Source organism: Sulfurirhabdus autotrophica (genome assembly GCF_004346685.1).
GTDB classification, from domain to species: Bacteria; Pseudomonadota; Gammaproteobacteria; order Burkholderiales; family SMCO01; genus Sulfurirhabdus; species Sulfurirhabdus autotrophica.
Genome location: NZ_SMCO01000020.1, coordinates 19,037 through 42,752, shown reverse-complemented (window position 1 = coordinate 42,752; position 23,716 = coordinate 19,037). Strand labels below are relative to the sequence as shown.

Annotated in this window: 24 protein-coding genes; 1 reads left to right on the top strand and 23 read right to left on the bottom strand. The window is 46.4% G+C overall.

Annotated elements, in window-relative coordinates; translation table 11 throughout:
- Positions 1-2: 2 nt before the first annotated feature.
- The 18 genes from EDC63_RS15285 to EDC63_RS15200 all read right to left on the bottom strand — a co-directional run bounded on the left by EDC63_RS15285 (position 3) and on the right by EDC63_RS15200 (position 17,106).
- Positions 3-1,070, bottom strand: coding sequence for an NAD(P)/FAD-dependent oxidoreductase (locus tag EDC63_RS15285; protein WP_124945032.1), 1,068 nt, complete (start codon positions 1,068-1,070; stop codon positions 3-5).
- Between the two features lie 63 nt (positions 1,071-1,133).
- The gene (locus EDC63_RS15280) at positions 1,134-2,228 is read right to left on the bottom strand and encodes a lipoate--protein ligase family protein (RefSeq protein ID WP_124945031.1); all 1,095 of its coding nucleotides are present in this window, start codon (positions 2,226-2,228) and stop codon (positions 1,134-1,136) included.
- A 130-nt stretch (positions 2,229-2,358) separates the two neighbouring features.
- Positions 2,359-3,537 carry a radical SAM protein gene (locus tag EDC63_RS15275; RefSeq protein WP_124945030.1) on the bottom strand — a complete coding sequence of 393 codons (1,179 nt, stop codon included), beginning with the start codon at positions 3,535-3,537 and terminating at the stop codon, positions 2,359-2,361.
- Positions 3,538-3,669: 132 nt separating this feature from the next.
- The gene (locus EDC63_RS15270) at positions 3,670-4,107 is read right to left on the bottom strand and encodes a glycine cleavage system protein H (protein WP_124945029.1); all 438 of its coding nucleotides are present in this window, start codon (positions 4,105-4,107) and stop codon (positions 3,670-3,672) included.
- Between the two features lie 68 nt (positions 4,108-4,175).
- The gene (locus tag EDC63_RS15265; RefSeq protein ID WP_124945028.1) at positions 4,176-4,571 is read right to left on the bottom strand and encodes a DsrE family protein; all 396 of its coding nucleotides are present in this window, start codon (positions 4,569-4,571) and stop codon (positions 4,176-4,178) included.
- A complete protein-coding gene (locus EDC63_RS15260) occupies positions 4,571-5,017 on the bottom strand; it encodes a glycine cleavage system protein H (protein WP_124945027.1) in 447 nt (148 codons plus the stop codon). The genes EDC63_RS15265 and EDC63_RS15260 overlap by 1 nt, the downstream gene beginning before the upstream one ends.
- Before the next feature lie 87 nt (positions 5,018-5,104).
- Positions 5,105-6,016: a CoB--CoM heterodisulfide reductase iron-sulfur subunit B family protein gene (locus EDC63_RS15255; protein ID WP_124945026.1), complete on the bottom strand. Its 912-nt coding sequence runs from the start codon at positions 6,014-6,016 to the stop codon at positions 5,105-5,107.
- The gene (locus tag EDC63_RS15250; RefSeq protein ID WP_124945025.1) at positions 6,009-6,779 is read right to left on the bottom strand and encodes a 4Fe-4S dicluster domain-containing protein; all 771 of its coding nucleotides are present in this window, start codon (positions 6,777-6,779) and stop codon (positions 6,009-6,011) included. The genes EDC63_RS15255 and EDC63_RS15250 overlap by 8 nt, the downstream gene beginning before the upstream one ends.
- 58 nt (positions 6,780-6,837) lie before the next feature.
- On the bottom strand, positions 6,838-7,719 hold the full coding sequence (locus EDC63_RS15245; protein ID WP_124945024.1) for a hypothetical protein: 882 nt from the start codon (positions 7,717-7,719) through the stop codon (positions 6,838-6,840).
- A complete protein-coding gene (locus tag EDC63_RS15240) occupies positions 7,694-8,743 on the bottom strand; it encodes a CoB--CoM heterodisulfide reductase iron-sulfur subunit A family protein (RefSeq protein WP_223248154.1) in 1,050 nt (349 codons plus the stop codon). The genes EDC63_RS15245 and EDC63_RS15240 overlap by 26 nt, the downstream gene beginning before the upstream one ends.
- On the bottom strand, positions 8,743-10,086 hold the full coding sequence (locus EDC63_RS15235; RefSeq protein ID WP_124945023.1) for a heterodisulfide reductase-related iron-sulfur binding cluster: 1,344 nt from the start codon (positions 10,084-10,086) through the stop codon (positions 8,743-8,745). Before EDC63_RS15235 ends, EDC63_RS15240 begins: the two co-directional genes overlap by 1 nt.
- Before the next feature lie 69 nt (positions 10,087-10,155).
- The gene (locus tag EDC63_RS15230; protein WP_223248153.1) at positions 10,156-10,836 is read right to left on the bottom strand and encodes a 4Fe-4S dicluster domain-containing protein; all 681 of its coding nucleotides are present in this window, start codon (positions 10,834-10,836) and stop codon (positions 10,156-10,158) included.
- 307 nt (positions 10,837-11,143) lie between these two features.
- The gene (gene dsrE2 / locus EDC63_RS15225; protein ID WP_124945022.1) at positions 11,144-11,653 is read right to left on the bottom strand and encodes a sulfur carrier protein DsrE2; all 510 of its coding nucleotides are present in this window, start codon (positions 11,651-11,653) and stop codon (positions 11,144-11,146) included.
- 63 nt (positions 11,654-11,716) lie between these two features.
- Positions 11,717-11,944: a sulfurtransferase TusA family protein gene (locus EDC63_RS15220; RefSeq protein ID WP_124945021.1), complete on the bottom strand. Its 228-nt coding sequence runs from the start codon at positions 11,942-11,944 to the stop codon at positions 11,717-11,719.
- Between the two features lie 112 nt (positions 11,945-12,056).
- Positions 12,057-12,380 (bottom strand): rhodanese-like domain-containing protein, encoded by a 324-nt coding sequence (locus tag EDC63_RS15215; RefSeq protein WP_124945020.1) that lies wholly within the window; start codon positions 12,378-12,380, stop codon positions 12,057-12,059.
- An 80-nt stretch (positions 12,381-12,460) separates the two neighbouring features.
- A complete protein-coding gene (locus EDC63_RS15210; protein ID WP_124945019.1) occupies positions 12,461-13,402 on the bottom strand; it encodes a dimethyl sulfoxide reductase anchor subunit family protein in 942 nt (313 codons plus the stop codon).
- A gap of 85 nt (positions 13,403-13,487) precedes the next feature.
- The gene (locus tag EDC63_RS15205; RefSeq protein WP_124945018.1) at positions 13,488-14,183 is read right to left on the bottom strand and encodes a 4Fe-4S dicluster domain-containing protein; all 696 of its coding nucleotides are present in this window, start codon (positions 14,181-14,183) and stop codon (positions 13,488-13,490) included.
- Between the two features lie 55 nt (positions 14,184-14,238).
- Complete coding sequence (locus EDC63_RS15200; RefSeq protein ID WP_124945017.1) at positions 14,239-17,106, bottom strand: molybdopterin oxidoreductase family protein; 2,868 nt, start codon at positions 17,104-17,106, stop codon at positions 14,239-14,241.
- Between the two features lie 489 nt (positions 17,107-17,595).
- Here EDC63_RS15200 and EDC63_RS15195 point away from each other — a divergent pair, with 489 nt between their 5' ends.
- Entirely contained in the window at positions 17,596-17,901 is a 306-nt protein-coding gene (locus EDC63_RS15195; protein ID WP_124945016.1) for a hypothetical protein, read from the top strand.
- 51 nt (positions 17,902-17,952) lie between these two features.
- Here the strand turns inward: EDC63_RS15195 and EDC63_RS15190 are convergent, their stop codons facing one another.
- The 5 genes from EDC63_RS15190 to EDC63_RS15170 are packed head-to-tail and all read right to left on the bottom strand — an operon-like array spanning position 17,953 to position 23,716.
- The gene (locus tag EDC63_RS15190) at positions 17,953-19,497 is read right to left on the bottom strand and encodes a BatD family protein (RefSeq protein WP_124945015.1); all 1,545 of its coding nucleotides are present in this window, start codon (positions 19,495-19,497) and stop codon (positions 17,953-17,955) included.
- Entirely contained in the window at positions 19,491-21,314 is a 1,824-nt protein-coding gene (locus tag EDC63_RS15185) for a vWA domain-containing protein (protein WP_165923015.1), read from the bottom strand. Before EDC63_RS15185 ends, EDC63_RS15190 begins: the two co-directional genes overlap by 7 nt.
- On the bottom strand, positions 21,311-22,300 hold the full coding sequence (locus tag EDC63_RS15180) for a vWA domain-containing protein (RefSeq protein WP_124945013.1): 990 nt from the start codon (positions 22,298-22,300) through the stop codon (positions 21,311-21,313). The genes EDC63_RS15185 and EDC63_RS15180 overlap by 4 nt, the downstream gene beginning before the upstream one ends.
- A complete protein-coding gene (locus EDC63_RS15175) occupies positions 22,297-22,746 on the bottom strand; it encodes a DUF4381 domain-containing protein (RefSeq protein WP_124945012.1) in 450 nt (149 codons plus the stop codon). The genes EDC63_RS15180 and EDC63_RS15175 overlap by 4 nt, the downstream gene beginning before the upstream one ends.
- A complete protein-coding gene (locus tag EDC63_RS15170; protein WP_124945011.1) occupies positions 22,739-23,716 on the bottom strand; it encodes a DUF58 domain-containing protein in 978 nt (325 codons plus the stop codon). The genes EDC63_RS15175 and EDC63_RS15170 overlap by 8 nt, the downstream gene beginning before the upstream one ends.

The window sequence follows — 23,716 nt, the reverse complement described above, 5'->3', positions numbered from 1 at the left end:
CATTAAACACTAAAATATTCCGGAAATGCGATCCACCCTTTTCGGTGCATTGCATCTTTTTGCGCTTCTTCACTTTTCCAGTGCTGATTCAACCATTGTCTTCTTTCAACTGCTCGTTTCAATGTCGTTTCAAACTGGTCACGAATATCTTCTTCGAAATCGGCAAACGCTTTTTTGTCCTGACCATTCAACCAAGCTGCAGCCGCTTGTCCAGCACGTTCTCCTGATACTACCCCAGCTGAAATACCTGCGCCTGTAATTGGGTGCGTCAGCCCTGCTGCGTCACCCGTCAGCATGATATTTCCCACTACCAGTTGTTCACGTAGCCCGCCCACAGGTATAGCGCCACCCGTGCGGTAAGATATCTCTTCGCCTACACGACCTTCCGCAACTAGCTGACTGTGCAGTGCATCCAGTGGCGTTTTAAGATCAGCAGTAAAATGCTTGTCAGCACCCAATCCCAAATTTGCAAACTTCCCTTTGGGAAATAGCCAGCCATATCCACCCGGGAATGCATCAGACAGCCAAATATCCGTATCCTCATATGCCTGTTTCAGTGGCACTGTGTACTGACGTGTATGCACTATATCCAGTTCAGGCAAACCCAGCGATTCTGCAACAGTAGAATGAGGCCCATCGGCAGCAATCAATACGCGATATTCAATTTCTTCTTCTGCAAGTGCAGTTTTGATCCATGCTCGGGATTCTGCTGCATCCAGCCTAACCAATCGACTCTCTAATTGCAACACGGCACCATTTCGTGCAGCTTCATTCGCCAGCGCCTGATCAAAGGCAGCCCTGTCTATCATCAACCCAGGAAATTCTGTTTCTTCCACTGCACCTGAAGGAAGCAAGCTTTTCATTCCGGTGATACGCTGAAATATCACCCCTTCAGACTGGGCATATTTACCCATAGGTAAAGGGATGAACTCAGCGCATTGCACCGGCAAACCGACTTCCTTGCGACGATCGATTACCAGCACGGACAAACCTTCTCGCGCTGCGGCAACAGCTGCTGCGCCACCCGCGGGGCCCAGCCCAATAATCAGAACATCAACCTTCTTAACCAATCCAGTATTCCCAGCTTATTTCGCTATTGCAAACTACATCATTCCAAAATTGGAGAAAACTAATTACGTTGCGTCTGTTTGCCCTATTGGTTCAGTTGTTTCTGCTGAATCAAGCGCCAATGTTATTACGGCAATAAAATCGGCTGGCATTAGCGTCAACATATCCACTTTTCTCTGAGCAAAAAAATCATTCACTTTCTGTTCCAGCTGTTCAGCATGCGTATCACGCAAGGCTGATTCCAGATCGGCAATGATACGCTTGGGACTGACAAACACATCCCCCGTGAACCACACCTGCTTAATTCGCTGCATTTTCCGGTCAAACGCAACACGCACTCTAAGCAGTCCACCCGAAAATTTCTGTACCGCTTCAACTAATGGCATGTCCGAAACTGGTTTAGACAACATATTTACCCAGTCAGGGTGGTCAATTTCAGCCAACGCTACTTCATAACGTGCTTGCTCAATTTCCGACAATTCACCTGATTCAAACGTGACATTAAATTCCTGTGCAAATGCGTCTGCCAATTTCACCTTTACTTCTGCCATTTCTGGCGTTTTTCCCAGTAAATCCGCCAAGTTTGCAACCCGATCCCTAGCAGATGCGATAGCTTTATCGGATAACTTTTCTGCCGGAATACGCAGTACGCGTAACATTTTTTCTACATCAAACTGGATCAGCAACGTGCCTTGGTACATCAAGGCATCACCATCAAATGCGCCGCCGGTCCCTGATATTTTTTTGCCATTCACTTCGATGTCATTTCGTGGGCGATACTGCGCATCAACACCTAATGCACTAATACCCTTAGCTGCGGCTTCACAAATTCGGCGGGAAATCTGGGTCATATCCGCCGTACCTAAATCATGCTTGTTAAGATACAGCTCCCAGCCTATTTGTGTTTCATCAAAGTAAATCGCACCGCCGCCAGTAATGCGGCGTTGAATATCTATATCATTATCTGCACAGTAATCCAGGTTTAATTCCTGTTCTGCACTTTGATGAAAACCCAATAACGCGCAAGGTTTAAACCGCAAAAACCGCAACGTATTGGGAATTTCATTCGCCTGACGTGCTTCCAGCAAAGCGCGATTAAGCGCCATATTCTCTGCTGCAGGGAGCAGGCCAGTATCAATCGTTCGCCAAATTTTATTCATATAAATAAAGCACGTACGCCGCTTGGGCAACAACGATTATAAATTTCGAACTATCCACAGGATGAATCACACCTGAATCAAAATTCAACATTTCAACAATATGTATATCCGTTGAAATAAGTGCTGCGAATTAACTACAGCAACCTCCGCCTGCAGAAATACCAGAAGTCACAACCTTAATGCCTGACAACCCCCCCGAACTGACTGAGGGCGTTGCTTTACGTGTACGTTCCATTTCAATGATGCGTTGTATGTCAATTTGCAAACCGGCATCTTCCGTTTCTATCGCCATCACTTCATCACCAATCGCAATTGAACAGCAAGCTGGCGTCACCCGAACATCACGTTCAAGCCGGGCTGCCAACTCAACCATGCCATCGGCAGGATGGGCAATCCCATTCAATCCTGCCATCACGGCATAGCTGTCAATTTCCATTTTGGCGCGACCTGTCGGGCGTGCACAACCCAATAAAATCGGGATGTCAGGCAATGCAACACGCGCATCCATGAAAAAACGTCCTACTTCTGCACTATCTGGCGTGACAAAAGGGCGGTTTTCTGGTGCGTAGAATGGCATCACTACCACCAGCACCACTGCAGTAGGCTTGTGGCGCTGAATAATTTCCAGCGCATTCCACTCGCCCAGCAGCTTGCCGTAATGCAGGCCAAGCACTATATGTGGCACTACCTTCATGTTGGTAGAAACCAGATACTCCAGCGTTCGCTCAAAATCATCCACATTCCGCTTCAAATGATAAACTTGCGTAATCGTGTCCTGAGAACCAATCACGTCCATCATGGCTGCATCAATGCCGCAATCTTCCATGCGACGAGCAATATCCATGTCGACCAATGCTGTGTGCATGGCAATCTTAAAGGTAGGGAAAGTATCTTTGATACGACGAATCGTCGCGTAATAGTCGTTATACTCAACTTCGTTGCGGTGGTTAGAACCGCCTGTCAACAACATCCCTTGGGCACCACTTGAAATCTGATCATTTACGACACGCCATAATTCTTCAGGCGTGCGTGCCGGGATCATCGGCTCAAGAATCTTCGCTTTACAGTGATCGCACTGCAACTTGCAATCCCCGCCGGTAATTGAAACTGCAGGCCAGGCACTTTTGCCACAACCGGCTATTTCAGAAGACGAGTAAGCTTTGAATGTCGGCGTATAAAAATTAACTCGCCCCACCCTTTCACCATGCAAGCCTATATAACGCTCTTGCATATCGGTTACCAAGCCCGCATCGAGGACAATGCCTTCCAATGGTTCAACTTGTTCTACAACTGATTGCCAACTATGCATAGAGTTTCCGCTATTTCCTACTATTCACCCTGCTTGCAGTGGTGTTTTCATTTGGTGAATGTAATAGGGGCGATATGAATCGCCCCTACTCGTACAACCTGTCAGACTGCGTCACCACTAATTAAAACGATATTAACAACCGCCAAAACCGTCAGCATTCATTTTCGCTTCAAATGCTGTAGCAACAGCACCACCAGTAACCAGACCGGCAGACTCGCCCTCCCAGTTTGAAGGCTTCAGCTTCACCAGCCAGCCACTAGCATAAGGATCAGCATTGATGCTGCCAGGCTTTGCAGCAACGGCATCGTTGATAGCCAGAATTTCACCCGCTACAGGTGCCTTAACCGGGCCTACCCACTTGCCAGACTCAACCGTGGTTACGGATTTGTTTTGATCAATTGATTTACCCACTTTTTTAGGGGTGTAAGAAACAATTTCGCCAGCCAGTGAGCATGCATAGGCAGTCATACCAATGGTCAGCGTGCCATCACCTTCGCGGCGTGCCCAGACATTATTGTCAACGTTATAGAACAGGTCATCAGGAAGGTTACACCCACGTACTGTTGCCATTTTTTATTTCTCCTCGATCAAAAATTAAGTGTAGGCCAACGCCCGTAAAAAGCAAATGCCCAACATATTTAGAAAAACAATGCCTTATCACAACTTAAAATCAAATCTGCCAATTTACTTGCATTGGAGATTTCATTTATTTCTGGAATGACATCGTCAACTTCTATTTCGTAACCTGGCATGGCCGGTTTGCATAAGTGAAATTTTACACCAGCAATCTTCGCGTCGCGAATAAATTCTAAAATTGTCTTGCCACCTTTCATGGCAGTCAAATTATCAGCGACGCCTTTTTTAGCCAAAAGCGCGCCTTCCATTGTGAAGAAAACGCTGACATCCGAATCCATGGAAGCCAGGATCGAGCCAATGTAAAACGGGGTAGCACAACGGTGAGCGGTTGATGGGCCACTGGTCATAACGATAACAACTGATTTTTCATCGTTATCCAGGTAATGTTCTTCTCCCATTACCTTGCTCCTCTTTCGCAATGAATATCGTCACGTTGAGTGCGCTCGCAATATCCAGCTTGCGCAACGTCCCCTGACACTAAAACCGACAATGAATCTTCAATAGACCCAGATGGTTTAACCCGTGCAATCCACGCTTCGTAAGGTTCGATATTCAGCAAATTAGGATCTTCCAGTACAGTATGGTTGGCCTCTACTATGACACAATCAAACACATTTGGTACAGGGCCTGCCCATTTTCCACTTTCAATCGTCGCAACCGGCTTGCCATTCGGACGCAGCGTACCGGGCTTGCGCACTCTCACATGGAGAATTTTGCCTGCAATACTTTGCGAGATATCTGTCATACCTATTGTAAAGGTACCGTCTTCTTCACGTCTGACCCAGATCTGATATTGATCATCATAGTACAACTCTGGTCGAAACTCGCAGCCGTTACATTCCATTGATTATGCACTTTGTTTTATTACAGGATAAAACATCGGAAAACACGAAGAAGCAACTAGGCATACTTCGTGTTTTCTGCGATTCAATTACAATACGCCTTTGTCGCTTAGAAAATCCAGAGAATCACTGACATTTTCATGGATACCCAATTTACGAGCTGACAAACCCATCGCGAGACCCAGCAATTGAGTGAAGTATACAATCTTTACATCTGTCTTGATGCCAAATTCTGTTTCTGCACGAACCTGATGCATTTCCAGACCGGAGTGGCAGGTTGGGCATTCTGTAGCAATCACTTCCGCACCTGCATCTTCTGCTGCCTGCAATAAATTCAGCACCAGTTGTGTAGAAGTATCAGAATCTGACAACGTGTGTGCACCGCCACAACATGCAGTTTTCAGTGGATAGTCTACATTCACGGCACCTGCTGCTGCCAGCAAATCATCCATGAAGTGCGGCTTATAGCTGGATTCAGAGCCAGGCCCCTGATCTTTCTCCGGGAATATCTGGCGTGGTCGGGTATACATGCAACCGTAATAATTTGCGACCTTGATACCATTCAAGGACTTGGAAATCTTCTGTTTGATACCTTCCGTTCCCAATTCTTCCATGAGCCACTCTAGCAAGTGAACCGTCCTGACATCACCTTTGTAAACTGGATCATCGGCTTTTTTAGCTAAATCCTGCACAGTCTTGAGGGAATCTTCAGAAGTAGCCAGCTCATACTCTGCTTTCTTAAGATTGTGGTAGCAACCATTGCAAGGCGCCATCACCGTATCATAACCCATCTGCTCACTGGCAATCGCCATATTCCGAGCAGACATATAGGTTTGCAGCATAGGATGAACGTTCTTGACTTCCATCGCTCCACAGCAATTCCAGTCCTGAAGTGTTTCCATCTCCAGGCCCAAACTCTTTACCAAAACACGTGTGGATCGATCATACGGACCGCCTGAACCTTCCAGGGCGCAACCTGGATAGTATGCAACTTTAGCCATGCGCCATCTCCTTTTGCTCTTTCACATACTGCCTTAACACTTCACCGGTACGACCCCACGATTTGGTTTTAGGCTTGATCACCATCGACAATCCCATATGGATAGGGTGCATGATTGGCACACGTGCCAGGAATTTACCAATATTCCCTTTTTTCAGCTCAGTCCATTTGTTCATACGTGCTACAAAGATACCTAACCAGCCATGCAAAGCCATTTGCACGATATCCTGCTTGGTGTTCTTAAAGAAATTGGACATCACTTCAGAATCTTCTATGCGACCACGATCCAGACACTGACGCGCAAATTCTTCATCAAAAATGGTTGAATTTGATTTGGGCCCAAAGCCTTCCTCTTCTATCCAGTGCGCCAAAGCTTTCATCACACCTTCAGGTCGGACATCTTTGGGACAAATATTTGTACATTTGTTGCAAGAAACGCACTGCCAGATAATATCTTTGTCTTTCAGAATTTCATCTTTTAGTCCCAAACGAGTGAGATAGATCCAGTAACGTGGATTAAAGTCTGTATTTTGCGCATACATGGTGCAAGAGTTTGTGCAAGATCCACACTGCCAGCAGCGATGTACATTTTCAGCACCATCGTAGGTCTGAATTTTAGCTTCAAAATCATCATCGTAATCCGTCAGCGTACGCGGAAGGATCATCGTGTTCCAGTGACCTGAAACATCCACACCATCTACTACCAGCTTGTCGCTAGTGATTAAACGATCCGCGTCGATGAGTGTTTTTTCATGAATAGCCATCTATTCTCTCCAATTAATTTCAGTCCTGTTGCCAGCACAGTCCTGTAGTCATTCATTGTCAGTTTGTTACTTGCACTTCTGAATCTTTTTTGACGCGTGTTCGTCCACTGCGACGCATCGTATCAATTCCGAGAAATTTCTTCACGTATTCTTCCGGCCCACCACTGCGTCCGAAATCCGCACTCAGCATCCCTTCTGCCATTGAGCGGAAGTAAGTGGAATAAGCATCTGCAAGCACCATATCCACCCAGAACGGCACATCTTTATAAATACCTTGCTCCGCTACTTGCTCTGCCAGCCACTTGCGTGCGCCTTCAAACATTTCAGGACTATTACCTAGCGGCACTTCTGCCATATGGTCATTACCCCGAATGAATTCGCGCAAGGCACCACTCACCGTCGATTGATCCCACACCCATCGCGACATCAAGGGATACTTGACTGGATCAGTGTAATGCAGCATTTCTGCTGCAAAATCAAAGGCAGCTCGCTTGATTTTGGCGGCCAATTTCTGTCCAGCTTTATCAGCTCCTTCATCAACTGGCAGCGCTTCGGTAAATGACTGCATACGTTCCAGCAGCATTCCATTTCCATACAACAGCGTTTTAATCAATAAAACAGATTGCTGCTCACCCATTTTTTGCAATACGGGATATACCCGTCGCCTTGCTGTAAATACTAACTCTAGCAAAACTTCGATTTTTTCCAGACTCAAACTATCAATCGCAGCTTCATTCAAGCTTTCCGCATACAGTTTCTGTTTGGATTGCATGCTTGAAATATATGCATCCAATCCAGCGTCTTGTTCCGCAACATGCTTTAAATTAGAAAAATGCTGCTGAAACAAGTTTGCATCAAACGGCAGAGTCAGTTCTGCCGGAACAATTAAGTCCCGCTCTATTACCTGAACGTCTTTAGGCTGCTTTTTGAACCAAAGCATTCAAATCACCAACTGCACGCATGGCCATTGCCAAGCCGTGGGAAATGCTGGTGTCGATATCTTCAGGGCCTAATGCAGAACCACCCACATAGACACCTGCGCGGGTGCTGCTGAAGCTGCTGGTGTACTGTTCACCCTTATCGATAAACCCGTGTTTTTCCAAACCAACACCAAATACTTTTGAGATTTCTGGATTTTCTTCGTTTGGATCCATACCAATTGCGTGCACCACGATATCCATTGGAATCACAATAGGACGCTTAACCAAAGTATCTTCGCCTTTCACCAGCAAACGACCATCAGCTGACTTTGTCACTTCAGCGATACGCGCCTTGACAAATTTAGTCTTGAATTCTTCCTGGGATTTCCAGTAGAACTTGTCTTCATACAAACCAAAAGTACGAATATCCATGTAGTAGATAAACACATCGGTTGTTGGTGAAAGTTCCTTGATTTCCATGGCCAGATTGGTAGAAACAGTACAGCAAATCTTGGAGCACCATTCACGACCGATTTGACGATCACGCGAACCAACACACAATAAAATCGCTACACGTTCTGGCACACGACCATCTGACGGGCAAGCAATCTTTCCAGCTGAAACCATCTGCTCCATCTGGGTTGTGGTCACAACGTCTTCATAAGTACCAAAACCCCACTCTGGCTTGTTGATTGAATCAAAGTGAGTGAATCCTGTACCAAGAATAACTGCGCCAGCCTGAACAATCTCGCCATTAGAAAGAGTCGCGGTAAAGTTACCCGCCTCACCTTCCAGCTTGGCAACTTTCACGCCTTTATGAATCGTGATATTTGCATCGTCTTCAACGCGCTTAACCATACGACCGATCGCATCTTTTGCCCACTCACCGGAAGGTACCAGTTTGGCGTAACCAGATAATATTGGCGCACCGCCTAATACAGTTTCTTTCTCAACCAGCACAACCTTTTTACCTATGGACGCAACGCCCGCGGCAGCAGATAAGCCTGTTGGGCCAGCGCCCACCACTAAAACGGTATTTTGCATTATTGACGGCCTCCTAGTGCCAATTCAGGGTTATATAAATATTCGATATTGCCTGCTTCAACTTCCTTGAGGTAATTTTCGAAGGTCTTTTTGGCTTCAGTCCAGGATAGCCCCATCTTTTCAACCAGTTCTTCACATGGTGATGCATGCCATTGAAGTTGCACAATTTTAAACGGATCCGCACCGCATGCCAGAGCCGCAAACTGAATATCAGCAATGATAGGCACAGAGAAGTTTTGCTCATGCGCCTTACCAATCCATTGATTTTTGTCCATGGTGGTAATACAACCGGTATCAATACCCAGCATCACGTCAGCGTTAGCTTCTTCACGTACAACACGAATCTTACGATCCATGGTGAAAGAACGGGTGAATTCACGCTCTGAAATAATGTGACGGAAACCAAATCCACAGCAGTCATACCAGGTTGAGTAATCAATCACCTGCGCTCCCAACGCCTGCGCTACTGACGTTCCAACCGCCGTACGGTTACCACCCAGCACAGTTGGGTCGTAAATGGCATCTTCATGCACCATCTTGTAATAGTGACAAGCGGCGTGCATAGTGACGCGAATATTTGATACATCGATGGTTTGTAGCTCAGAAGCAATGCGGTTACGCATTACGTGCACCCATTCAGAATAATGAATGACTTCTTCTGGAATAACCAACTTGCCATCAACCAGGCGACCAAGTTTACCCAGAATTTTTGTTACTTTCTCACGCAACTCAGCAGACTCTACCAAGTACTTGCGGATTTCCTTGTAGTTACCAAAAGAGGTACCACAGTGAACCAGCGGGAAAAAATGCCCCAGTTCAAAACCATGCTGTTTACCGGACACATAAGCCTGATGGAAGTTTCGCAAGAACACTGCAGCCAGTGACTCAACGTTACCAATACCGGAGCCATGATAATTCCATGCTGTACAGGAAGTCTGATCAGTCTCATCCAGATAATCCTTACCAGGTACAAAACCAAACTTGTTCATGGTCCATAGCAATGATGTTGGATAACCAGGGATATTGCCGCACTGGCCGCAGGATTTGTGATGCCACAATTGACTGGTTGGAATACGCTTGTTCCAGCCGAACAAGGTTTGCACATCGACGGGCTTGTGATCGTCGGTGATACGATGAACAATGATTTCACCTTCTTTTTCCAGCTCCCACATATGCACACGGATATCATCCATGCGCTCACCCAAATCGACGGTACGCTTATCTACATGCTTGCGTACCCATTCTGTCGCTTTAGCTGCATCTTCGTTGGACAGGTTGGATTCCTGGAAAAAAGAGCCGTGTCCGGCAATTCCTTGTCCTTCTGTTTGGTTGGTTGTACTCATTGTGCTAACCTCCTGATGTTGAGTTTTCGGGGCCACTAGCAAGGCATACGCCCCGCATCACTTCCAGAATCAATCTTCCTGCTCTTCCAGCCAGTCTTCATATTCTTCACGCTTTTCATCGATAAAGTCTTCGATAACGTCAAAGAGATTTTCATCCATGGTTTCAAGGGAACTTAATACACCGGTCATTTCCCAAATGGTGTACATCTCAACAGAAGTTTTCAGAGAGACTTCCCAAGCAGTATCTGTGGTCTGCAAAGTGCGTACTGGAATTGCTTTACGCAAGGTTTTGAGATCACCTTCCACTTTTTGAATATTTGGACCCCAGTCAGGGAAGTGATCCGGTTGAATCATATCGGGTGAGAGCTGGTTTCCTGTGGTAATAAGCTTAAGCATAACCCGGCCGAATGGGCGCAACACATCTTTGGCTGACTGCATACCATGCTTAATGGAAACTTCCCGCATAATCATTACCAGACCACCAGGAGAGTTCTTGAATGGGCAACGCGCCGCACAAGTCATACATTGTGCACAGGCCCATATTTTTTCCTGCATGGCATCGTAAATCTGCTCGATGTTTTCTGTCCAAAGCAACTGAACAATTTCACGTGGACTGTAATCATAGAATTGGGCAGATGGGCAGGTTGCAGTACAGATACCGCAGTTCAAACAGCCGTTCAGCTCGTGATCATAACGAAAATCATTCCGTATGTCGTCGAAGATTTCGCGCATTTCAGCGTAGGTTGCCATCGTCACCACCCCTTCAATATAAACAATATCTTAATAGTCTATGTATTAGTATAACACAAATACTTGACAATTTTAGTAGGCTATAAAGCTGCACATAAGCTCAAATAGCACTTGACATAAAGGACGTTTATGTCCGAATATAACTCTAAACTAATATTTGATTCGACAAAAAAACGAATTGAAAATTCGCTGATTGCTTTACATAAAAAAAAGATACCACGAGAAATAAAGGAAACTTTAATCTCAAAAAAATTTACAAAACAATACCGTCAGCAAGAATCTTGCTGACGGTATTTATCCACCACTACTAGATGTAGAGACAGATATCTGTTTCGCCTGCAAATTCAAAGAACATTGCTGCACCAGCGTATTCCAGATCGTCCAGGAAATCGCTATGCTCGAAACCAAACAATTCAACGGTCATTTGGCAAGCAATGAACTTTACTTCTGCTTCCTGACACAACTCACGCAATTCGCTAACTGAGGCAACACCACAATTCTTGATGGTTTGCTTCATCAGGCCGGTTGCCAATGTTTCATATCCCGGAATAATTGCCTGAACTGCATTAGGAATATTCCAGTTAATCCCTTTAAACCACTTAGGACCAAAAGGCATCTTCATAGGCATACCTGGGTTGCCTAGTGGACTCACTTTCAATCCAGACAGGTCTTTGCGCACTAACTGCAGGCCATAGAAAGTAAAGAATATCTGCACTTCATAGCCCAGAGCAGCAGCTGTGGAGGCCAATATAAATGGTGGATATGCCCAGTCGAGCGTACCTTTTGTTGCGATAATCGCTAATTTTTTCTCGTCCATACTCAGTCTCCTTTTGAAATTATCTGCTGTGCGCCTGTTTCTGTTCTATTGGATTCTGAGTATTTATTTTTTCTTCATGAAGAAAGTGTACTCACCACCCGCTTCAGCTGAGGAAAGCAATTCATTACCGGTTTGCTTGGCAAAAGCCTGGAAATCTTTAATAGCGCCTGGATCAGTTGCTACAATTTTCAAAACTTGGCCAGTAGTCAATTCACCCAGTGCTTTCTTGCTGCGCAAGATAGGTAGTGGGCAATTCAGACCGCGAGCATCCAGTTCTTTATCAAAATTCATGTGACTCTCCTTAAACAAACCTGTAGTTAGTAATTAAAAAATACTCTTTATAAAGCAGCCATAAAGATAATGCAACCCATTTTTTGGTTGGCCTTATCTTTCGGTTTTAAATTTAGCACATTGCAGCCAGCGGCATGCCATCCCGCATCCATGCCAGAATACCACCTTGCAAATTGTACACGTCATCATGCCCCTTGGAAGACATAAATGCACAAGCCTGCGCAGAACGAGCACCTGACTGGCAATAAAAAATAGTGGGCACACCTGCATTCAGTTCATTCGCTTTCAGCGGCAACAGGTGCAAGGGTATGTGTTTTGCACCCTCAATCATACCACGCGCTACTTCAGCATCGGTTCTTACATCGATCAGCAAAACGCCTTCTTGAGATTTAGCGGACTTTAGCCCTTCAATATCAATTTCTTTAAAGCCGAACATGTTTCACTACCTCAGAGTAACCATCAACAAATACTAATATACCAAATTTCTCATTTATTGCAAATAGGTTACACTCTCATTTAGCAACGTTGTGCGCCATGAAACAGATTTACTACATGTCGCGCCTCAGCGAAAAACAGCCAGCGCTCTGCAATCAACCCTAGTAAAGCCATGATTGCAACAATAATAGTCAACCCGCTAGTCAGCGTTCCAAACATCCCAAAAAGCGCTAGCAGCGGAATCAAAAAGCCCGCACTAAAGACAAATGCTTTCAAAAATAATGCGTATTGACGCGCCACCTGGAATCCAAACTCCTGTGTCAGGAATGTACCGTGAGTATGCCCAGCATCCAGCAGCTTTACCCGTGCGCGTGTAAAACCAGTTGCCGTGTTAATCGTTGACACAACACCAGGATTCGCAATCCAGAAATAATATATAGCCTTTAGCGCTGCTGCAAAAACCAATAACGCTAAAACTATATTGAGATAACTGCTTACTTCTACAGTTCCCGTTTGTGCCACGATCAGCAACAGCAACGCACCTGAAAAATGCCCCAGCAACAGGTAGTTAGCGGGAACTAACGGCGTGTTCCATTGACGGATAGTTTTCAAACAACCATAAATCATGCCCGTGCTGAATATAGTAATCCAGGCGAGCAGCATGGACATTCCGCCTGCTAGCATGCGTAAAGTTTCGAACTCCTTCATTCCAAGCCAGGTCAATCCAAGATAAACCACAGCAAAAGGGAAAAACACCATGGCAAACACGCCTTCGCGCGACAGCCATGAGGTACGCCAACGGCTAAAGGCACGCCATGCATTCTTCGGATTTGCAAGGTGAAACATGGATGACATCAGACCAGCCGAAATCAGCACCAATCCTATGATACCCGCTATTAACAACTGATTAGTTGATAGCCCACCACCTAGCTTCAGGGCATCCGCGAGATATAACAAGGCAAACAAGCCAAACCCTGCGCCTGAACTTACTGTAAAAAATATGACACTAAAAGCTGGATGCATTACTTAAACTCCAAAATCCTGTTTGCGGAGAATCAGGTTGAAGTGCAAATTCAAAACAAGAATCTGCACCCAACTCACCCCAAAATTATCGCTTAACGATCCTGTTTGCAAAGCCCTTTAATTTCTCTTTAAATCCGGGTTTTCCGAGATTTTCAGTAGGAATGGGTTTCGCTTTTCTCACAGGAAGATACTGGTTTGTTGGGTTATAGCCTAATTCAGGCAACAACGCATAGCCACCGCGCTCGCGTACTTCAATACTGACTGCAGAGTTTGGATCATCGAAATCACCAAACATGCGTGCGTGGGCCGGACAGGTATTTACACAAGCTGGCTGGCGTTCTTCAACCGGAATTTTCAGATCATAGATACGATCTACACATAACGTGCACTTCTTCATGGTACCGCTTTCGCGATCCAATTCACGCGCACCGTATGGACACGCCCATGAGCAGTAATTGCAGCCCATACATTTGGTTTGATCCACCAGCACAATCCCATCTTCTGCCCGCTTATAAGACGCGCCCGTTGGACAGACTGTCACACAATCCGCATCTTCACAATGCATGCATGACATCGGGAAATTGATGGTTTTGCTATTCGGATACTCGCCTACTTCATAGTGGCGAATTCGATTAAACCATACGCCTGACGGTTCAGCACCATAGGGCTGATAATCAGTCATCGGTGCTGTAGTACCCGATGCATTCCATTCTTTACATGCTACTGCACATGCATGGCAGCCAACACAGACATCAAGGTCAATAACTAAGCCTAAACGCATTTAAACTATTCCTTTCAAAAGGCAATGAGTAATACAAACATTACTCAACCTGGATTTATTCATCGCTACGCGCGTTATAGCGCAATACGTTTGGTCGCTCTGCATCATCACCCGGAATTCGCTTGATTTCTGCGAACTCTGGCCAACTACCTGTCTCACCTTCCGCGGCTTTGTAAATTTTGACCCGCAGATCAAACCACGCAGCTTGTCCGGTTACCGGATCGGAATTGGTTATCCGGCGCTCACCCTGTTTAGCTGGCAGCAGTTCAGATATCAGATGATTCAGCAAGAATCCTTTGGTTGCTTCAGAAGCATCTGGCTTCAGACCCCATGCGCCCTTCTGCTTACCAATGGCGTTCCAGGTCCAGATCGTATTTTCCTGACAGCCTTCCATGGTTTTCATTTGGCAGCGAATCTTGCCGTTATGGGATTCAACCCAAATCCAGTCGTAATCTTTCAGACCCATGCGTGCTGCCTGACCTGCGTTCATGTACATATAGTTCTGGGCCAGCAACTGACGCAGCCATACATTCTGGGAATCCCATGAATGGTACATCAGCATAGGACGCTGGGTCAGCGCATAGAAAGGATACTCCACATGATCTACGCGTGTAGACTCAAGCGGTTCGTACCACATAGGCAGCGGGTCAAAGTATTTTGCCAGACGCTCGCGATCTACCGGATTGTTGGGTTGAGGCCCATCGTACAAACCTTGGCCAGCTAGCCGGAATTTTTGTAACGGCTCTGAATAGATCTGCATAATGATAGGTTCGGCCTTACCGACAAACCCGACATCTGCCGCCACTTCCAGATAATCCTTGTTGGCGTAACGCATATACTTCATGTTATCCGGCCAGTGGTGTGCGAAGAACGACTCGTTCTCAATGTACTTTTCCCACTGATTTGGATTTGGCTCACCTTTCAGTGATTTTTCTCCATTCTTGCCACGCCAACCCGCCAGGAAACCTACGCCTGGTGAACGCTCATAATTGACAATAAAGTCTTTATAGTCCTTGAACTTGCGATCACCCTCTTTTGTAGTAAAAGCAGGGAACTTCAGACGCGAGGCCAACTCTACCAATACGTCTTGCCACGGCCTGACATCGCGATCTAGCGCTACAAGTGGGTGACGAATCGCATCAGCCGCAGAATCCGGCTCGGAAATGGGTCTGTCCAATAAAGAAATGGTGTCGTAACGCTCCAGATAAGTCGTATCCGGCAACACCAGATCAGCGAAATTAACCATCTCAGAGTGAAATGCATCTGCAACTACCAGGAACGGTATTTTGTATTGATCCGGTTCTTCCGGATCTTTCTCACGCAACATTTCCTGCACGTTTTTGGTATTCATGGTGGAATTCCAGGCCATGTTTGCCATAAACAGAATCAACGTATCCAGCGCATAGGGGTCATGGTTGGTAGCATTGGTGATGACCATATGCATCAGACCGTGAGACGCAATGGGGATTTCCCATGAGTAAGCTTTATCGATACGCAACGGATTACCGTTGTGATCTATCACCAGATCTTCCGGACGTGTCGGGAAGCCTAACGGCGGACGGGACAACGGGGTATTTGGCGCATTGATAATATCAATGTTATTTTCTGGTAGCTGATGTGGAGGAATGGGTTTTGGATAGGGCGCACGTGCGCGGAAATTACCCGGGCCATCCAGGGCACCAAGCAGCATCTGAATCAGGTGCAGTGCGCGACAGGCATGGAAGCCGTTTGAGTGAGCAGCAATACCACGCATCGCGTACATTGCCACTGGGCGACCAATGACTTTATCGTGTTTGCGGCCATAGATATCTGTCCATTCAATATCCAGTACCACTTCTTCCTTGAATGCGACGTGCGCCATTTCAAGGGCAATCTTCTCAATTGTTTCTGCTGGAACACCTACTTCATTCGCAACATTTTCTGGTGCATAACGATCATCCAGATAGCGTTCAGCTGTCATGCTCAATACGGTTTTAACCTTACGGCCATCAGGTGCTACGAATTCGCCGAATAGCGCAGGAGAAGTACCAACTTCCATGCCACTGACAAAGACTTCTTTCTCAAGATCCCATACCAGCGGCACATCGTTTTCATCACGCAGGAACAAACCATCACCGACTTGTCCAGGCGTTTGCACAACCAGCCAAGGTGAATTGGTATAGCGCACCAGGAAATCATAGTCAAACAGTTCGCGAGAAAGCAACACATGTACCATCGACAGTGCGAGCAGTCCATCCATACCTGGCTTGATTGGCACCCATTCATCTGCAATAGCTGAATAGCCAGTTCGGACCGGATTCACTGTCACAAATTTACCACCGTGACGCTTAAGCTTTTCCAGTCCGATCTTGATTGGGTTGGAGGAGTGATCTTCAGCCACACCCCACATAATGAAATATTTGGCAAAATCCCAGTCAGGCGCGCCAAATTCCCAGAACGAGAAGCCAATGGAGTACAAACCAGCTGCCGCCATGTTGACCGAACAGAAACCGCCGTGTGCTGACCAATTTGGCGTACCAAACTGCTGCGCCCAAAGACCGGTGAGAGCCTGCATTTGATCACGGCCAGTGAAGAAACCTAATTTGGAAGGATTTGTGGAGCGAATTTCCTCCAACCTCTCGGTCAGCATATCCAGCGCCTGATCCCACTCAATCTCTTCAAACTCACCATCACCACGCTCTGAACCCGGCTTTCGCAACAGCGGTTTGCTGAGCTTGGCAGCCGAGTATTGTTTCATGATCCCGGCGGAACCCTTGGCACACAAAACGCCCTGGTTAGTTGGATGATTACGGTTGCCTTGTATAAAGCGAACCTTGTTATCCTCCATGGTCACCTTAATGCCACAGCGGCAGGCGCACATGTAACAAGTAGAAAATTTAATTTCCTGCTTGTCGTGATTTTCTGTCTTAACAATGGCGTTCATCGCGTCCCAATCTACCTAAATAAAAATCATTTACATATCCGGCCAAAAAAAGCAGGGCAGAATTACTCAATAGACAACTTTTTGCAAAATTGAAAGCAAAAAAATCTGCTCCTGGCAAAATTTTGCCTGGCTCAGTATTAGTTTATATACGATTATTTGTGCTGACCGGAGCAACTTAGTAAGTGCATTAACCAAGCTTTACAGCATGTTAGGCATGCTATCTAACGACCAATCGTATTACTTTCTACTAATATTCTGCTGGAAACTATTAATTTGAGCAACCCCGATTTTTTAATCATGCAATTAATTTAGTTTATTTGCCAGTTAAAAACTTTAATGTTAGAGTATTATAATGTACTTTGAATGCAAACCATTCTCTTGGGGCTATACTTTGGCTAACAAAAAGCTCCGGGTATTACCCAACCGACTATTCAGTTTGCCTGGTTATCTTTACTTAACCAATTAACCCGTTATTAAGGAGTTGTTACGGTGGACAAAAACGCATTTAAGCAGGACACCCGTTACACTATTACCTGGCGTTCGCCTGAAGGTAAATTACGTCCTGCAAATATTTATGTGTATCGTTTGTATGAAACATTCATGATTGCACGAATGACCGAAAAAGATGGTTTGTTATACAAAATTGCTTATACCGATATTATCAAGATCGTTAAAGAAACTGCGGTTGATAACGAACATCAGTTCATGATTCCCGCCGCTATTCTGGATGAAAAAGTTTGGAAAGATCGTACTGTCATGGATCGTTACTCTTCTTCCCCACATATGGGTAAGTAAGTCTGAAAAACTTTATGAAAACGGGGCCTGAGAGCCCCGTTTTTGTTTCAGCTATATCTTTATTTTTGGATTAAACAAACTGATTGTCAGTTGTTGTGGCTGACTAACCTTTGCTTTGCCTCGGTTAGAGCGTAGCGCGCTCATTTCCACCCACAATTCATTTGCCAGTTCCGCCAAGGATTTTTCAGTTTTGTCGCTTCCATAGCATGCTGTTTCCAGCATTTGCACCAAGTCATGCAACCGTGTAGTCACGGCAAACCGTTCCTCCGTCAACTTAAGCCAATTCTGCAAGGTTGCACTTTCCATAGCGCCATCCCCACTATCAAATACCTGAAGTGCCTGAGTTAAGTCCTGAAAAGTTGCTGCAGCTTTGATGCGCAACAAGGATGCATTTCTTTTGCCATTTCGGCGCAGTTTCTTCCACAACATAGCGCCTATGATAGCAACCATAAAAAGCAACAATAGCACTGCGACTGATTTTATTACCAACGATCTCATGGGATTCATTACTTCAAGCGCCTGCCCTTCATGATGAAAAGATGTCAACTGACCACTAGCGGGATCATAATAAGGTATGTCGATATCAGGCATGCGTATTTTGCCTGCATGCAATGGCTTAAACGGGATGTCAATCAGCCAAGTCTGCAGGGGAGAAATGGCCCTCTCTTGCTTATCAATGCGAATTGAAAGCGGATAAAGCTGAAGCGCGTCGCTTCCACGCAGGGTTGATAGTAATTGCGCTATTCCCTCTTCGCTTAATCCTGCTCCCTGAATAGTCATTTCCAAATTTGCTGGCCGGTTCAGTAACATTTTCTCAGGCAAGGCTTTTATTGAAACAAGCATTTTTCCAATGGGCACAAAAGTTGGCAAATAAGAGGGGACGGGAGCTACGTCTATCCTGATTGGTGGAACTGCATAACGCAAATTTGCACCAAACTTTACCGCAGCGAGCATGGGGAATCGCACAGCAGCGATTCCTTCACGTAGCGGCATCACTGACCATGCGTATCGGTGAACTGTCACGCTATTTCCGTCAATCATCTCATCTCGTTGCGTTTCACCCAACTGTCGCACATGCATCCCTGATGCCAAAATATTTTTTGGTGGCAACCATTGCAGGCTGCCATCATCAGTGATTTCAAGGTATAGCGTATTTGCTTGCCTTACACGTTGGTGTGCTGTATCAAAAAAGGCATTAATCCCTACGTGCGGTGTTTGCGGACCTGAATCAGCCACCTGCACGGATAACGATTTACTTTTTTCACCCAAAAACACTAGTGACGGCAATTGAAGGTGGCCTGCCCGTAAAGGATAGAGCGTGAGCGACATGACTTCGGTCACCACTTCGTGCATTTTTATCATTTCTGTTTGTGTGCGGCTTGAAACTGCATAAATCTCAAAATCCTGTTTAAGCGGCTCCAGATTGATTGCAGTAATCGGTGAAGTCGCTGCTTGCACACGAACTTCAAAGTTCAATGCCTCACCAAGCGCCAATGCACTTTTGTTAGATTGCACTGACAAAACCATTTGCGCCAAGAGCATAGCCGGCCATGTCATTGTGAAGATCAAAGCACTCAACAGAACATACCTTACCATGGCAACATTTCTCCAGGCGGAGCAGCGTCTTTCATCCCTTCGAGCTTCATGAGTTCTTTTTGCAAGTCCATCGGTTTATCTGCGACCAGTTCCAGCTTTTTTAACGCAGAACGATACAGTCGGTCGGCTTCTACTGCATTGCTGGGACTTCTTTGATTATCCGACTTACCTCCCTGCCGTAGCTTGGCTTCTGAACTGGCTAATTGCTCATTATCCGACCGGACTATTGGGCTTTTCTCAACTGCTGCAGGTTCCATAGATACAGGAACATCTCCTATATCTCGCCCCACATCGCCCCCTGTTTGTGATCCGCGACGCCCCAAAATGCCTTCGCTGTATTTATCCAGTTTAACCTGTTTAGCTAACATCCCGGCTGACAGCGCCAGATTTGCTCGGGCGGATGGATTGCCAAGCGCATAACTCAGCACACCTAAATAAGCATCGGATGATGCGCGATAGTTTCCCGCCTGAAAATAACTGTTCCCCAGATTAAATAACGCTTTTTCTCTTTGTTTAATGTCTTTAGCTTGAAGCAAAGCGCTACTGAACTGCTTGACTGCATAATGGTAGTCTTTGCGCCTGTACGCAGCCGCGCCTTCTCCCATACGTGCTTCAAAGCCATGGAGTTGGGTATAAAGCGTTTGTGCGAGCGTATAGTTTTTCTGGCGATAGGCACTATAGGCCTCCTGCCAATCTGATTCTGCCGCATAGGCTTTGGAGGTACCGTAATTCGAAACTGACAGCACCAAAACAAGCATTACGGCTGCCGCAACTGGTTTGGGGCGATTCAGCCTGAAGGGGAAAAAGTACCAAGTAAACAATACAAGCGAAAGAATCAAAAACCAGGGATAAAGTTCTTGCCATGCATGCACATTTTCTGCGGGCAGTTTACTGCCCGGAATAGTCAGTATCCCCTTTTCGTATATCTTCTGCCAATCCGCATCCCCGTCTTCTACTTGCGCGAACTTTCCATTTGTCAGTTCCGCTATCGATGTAAAACCGGGCTGATCCAACCGACTGATTACTGGCACCCCATCTTGCTCCACTACGCCACCGTCAGCCAACGGAATGGATGCGCCGGATTTCGTTCCCACTCCTAATATATAGAGGGGAATCCGATTTTTCTTCAATTGTTTGGCAGATTCCAGAAGCGCCACTCCCTGCGCACCGGAAAATGCGCTAGCTTCTGCGTCTGTGATTAACAATATTGCACGACCACCTGCTTTTTCCTGTAGCAATTTTTTACGCGCCAATTCAAGAGATGCAGCAATCGCCGAACCAGGCACTTCAAATAACCCAGGTTCAGCCAAATGAAGATAATACTGGAATGCTGAATAGTCACCCGTTAGTGGCATAACAAGTCCGGCACTACCGGAAAAGGCAATCAAACCAATGCGCTCGCCATGCAACTGAGGGATTAAATCCTGTAATTCCAGCTTGGCGCGTTGCAACCGGTTGGGCGAAATATCATTTGCCTGCATGGAAGGCGAGACGTCCAGCACCACCATCATGTCTATTGTATGTTGGTGGTACGAAGGCGTTTTTTGCCCACTTGTATTGATAATGGGTAAGCGCGGCCCAGCTGCTGCACAGGCTAACAAAAACCACGCGAACAGAAAAATGAGTGAACGCCCCACACCCTGCTTTAAACCAAAATTACCGCGCATCACCCAAGGGTGCAAATGGTTATCTGCGTAATGCAGCACTTTTGCGCGTTTCAATTTCAGTAGCACTAACATGGCCAAGGGCTGCAGCATGAGCCATCCCCACCAGGCATTACGCCATTCCAGTTGAGATAACTCCCCCATGCTGATCATATTGCCAACCTGCGAATCTGGAGCAAACGCGCAATGCTGATCAATCCAACGGCAAGCAGTAACGGGAACAAATACCATTCCTGTATATTGCGACGCGTTGAGGGATGGGTGACGGTTTTTTCAAGATTACCGATATCCCTCACTACCTTTTGTAACGCACCGGTATTGCCTACCCTGTAATAACGTCCACCCGTCAAGTTAGCCATATCTTTCAGGCTGAGTTCAGCTGAAGCTTTAGCAGGTGCGGATGCACTCTCGCTGATTGTAAAAGGTTCATCCCCGATTTGCACGGCATAAATAGGCACTCCCATGCGCCGGGCCAGTTCAACGGCCTCTCGTGGGCTGATATCCCCTGCGGTATTATCCCCATCTGTAAACAGAATCAATGCGGGTCGCAATTTCGGGCGCACTTGCAACTGCTTTAACGCCAGGCCCACCGCATCACCGATTGCAGTGTCGTCTCCGGCCACGCCTACTTGCACTTGCCTGATCATGGCAGTCACTAGCGCTCGATCAAAAGTAGGCGGAACCAACGTCGCAGCCAGCGTACCAAATGCAATCACCCCAAAATGGTCGCCCTGCCTTGCTGCAATAAATTCGCTGACCACCCCTTTCAATACATTCAAACGTTCAACAGACTGACCATTCATCTCAAAATCATTAATGCTCATCGTTTTTGAAGTATCAATCAACATGACGATTTCACGCCCTTCCGGATTTTCAGGGATCCAGTCGCCGATTCGCTGTGGCTGTGCCAATGCCAGCACCAGCAATCCAAGCGCCAACCCATTAAACATGACATGTCGGCGTGCAGTGGCTGCTGAAACATTTTTACCCTCAGCGATCATGCTTAAGTCAGGATGTTCCAGCACCAATTGAGCGTGATCGAGCTCTTTTTCCAGTTGCGCTTTCAGCCCGGCATGCCACACCAGCACAAGCAGTAATGGAATCAATAACAACCATTCAGGATGTGCCAGGATAATCACAGACTGTATCGCCTCAGCCAAATTTCCGTTTGCGCAAATATTGCTTCCAGTTGCTGATTATCTAAAGCAACATCTGGCGCATACCGCAATGTGTCCAGTAGTTGGACAAACGATGACCATAGTGCAACATCCTCTCTCTGAAAACCAAGGGGAGGGGTTTCAGGAAGCAGGCGTGCAAGGGATAATCCGCGCCGCAATTCCATTGCGACCATAAAAACCATTTCATGACTGCTCAATTCACCCGCAGAAACATGCAGTCGCAATGCCTTCAACCGCTTAACTGCCAACCTGGCTGGCTTTTTCTTTCGCCACCAGAATATTATTCCTGCTACCAGCAAAACGGAGCAGACAATCCCTGCTGCAAGCCAGACCACGCTGTTCGCCGATTCTTGCAAAGGGGCCACTGGATCAATAATATCAATCAGGCTCGCAACGGATTCATTCATAACTGATTCTGGTAATCAAACTGAATGGATCACTATCCGTCGTGCACTGATGAAGCCGCACACCAATCCGTTCAAACAGCATGCGCTGTTTATCGTGCAACGCTGCGGCTTCTCGCTGAAAAATTTCCCTTACACCATGATTTGCTGTGTCCAGCCATCGCAATTTTCCTGAAGCCACATCATGGAAGCGCATTAACCCTACATCAGGTAACTTTTCTTCCGCTGCATCCAGCACCTGCACCACTATCAGGTCGTGGTGAGATGCCAGCCTCAGCAATACAGGCAGATCCTGTTCATGCAATTGACTGAAATCACTGATAAGAAACAATCTCGTACCACGGGTTAACAGGGTATCCAGATGACGCAACATCGCTGTGAAGGTGCGAGCCTCTTCCTGAGATTCTTCAAGCAATGGCGGGCAAGGTGAAATTGCAGCACGTACTAGCCAAGTTGCCCCTTCTTCACCATTTCTGCATGGCAAAGTGAACCCGCCTGGCTGCCAGACTGTGCCGCCAATACATGCGTTGCTACTCATGGCGCTAAATGCAAAAATAGCGGCAATTCTGGCCGCCAAGGTAGCTTTCAACTGAACACGCGTACCAAAGCGCATGCTGGCGCCACGATCTACTACAATGTGCAATGCAGGTTGATGCTCTTCACGATAAATTTTGAGATAGGGTTTACCTGTACGTGCAGTCGTCCGCCAGTCCATATCCCGAACTTCATCACCGTGCTGGTAGGGGCGCACCTCTTCGAAATCCAGACCACGACCGAGATAAGCCGAGCGATAATTACCGGCATGCCGGTAATGCACCTCTCTCGACTGGCCCTGAGCGAGATTCATGGCTTGTACACGCCGGATAATTTCAGCCAGTTCATCATCACCCAATAGCGGAGAGTGGATGCCATCATTCTCAGCCGGCGAAACAGGTGAAATCAGGCGTTTAAAAAGACTGCCCGGAATTTTCAT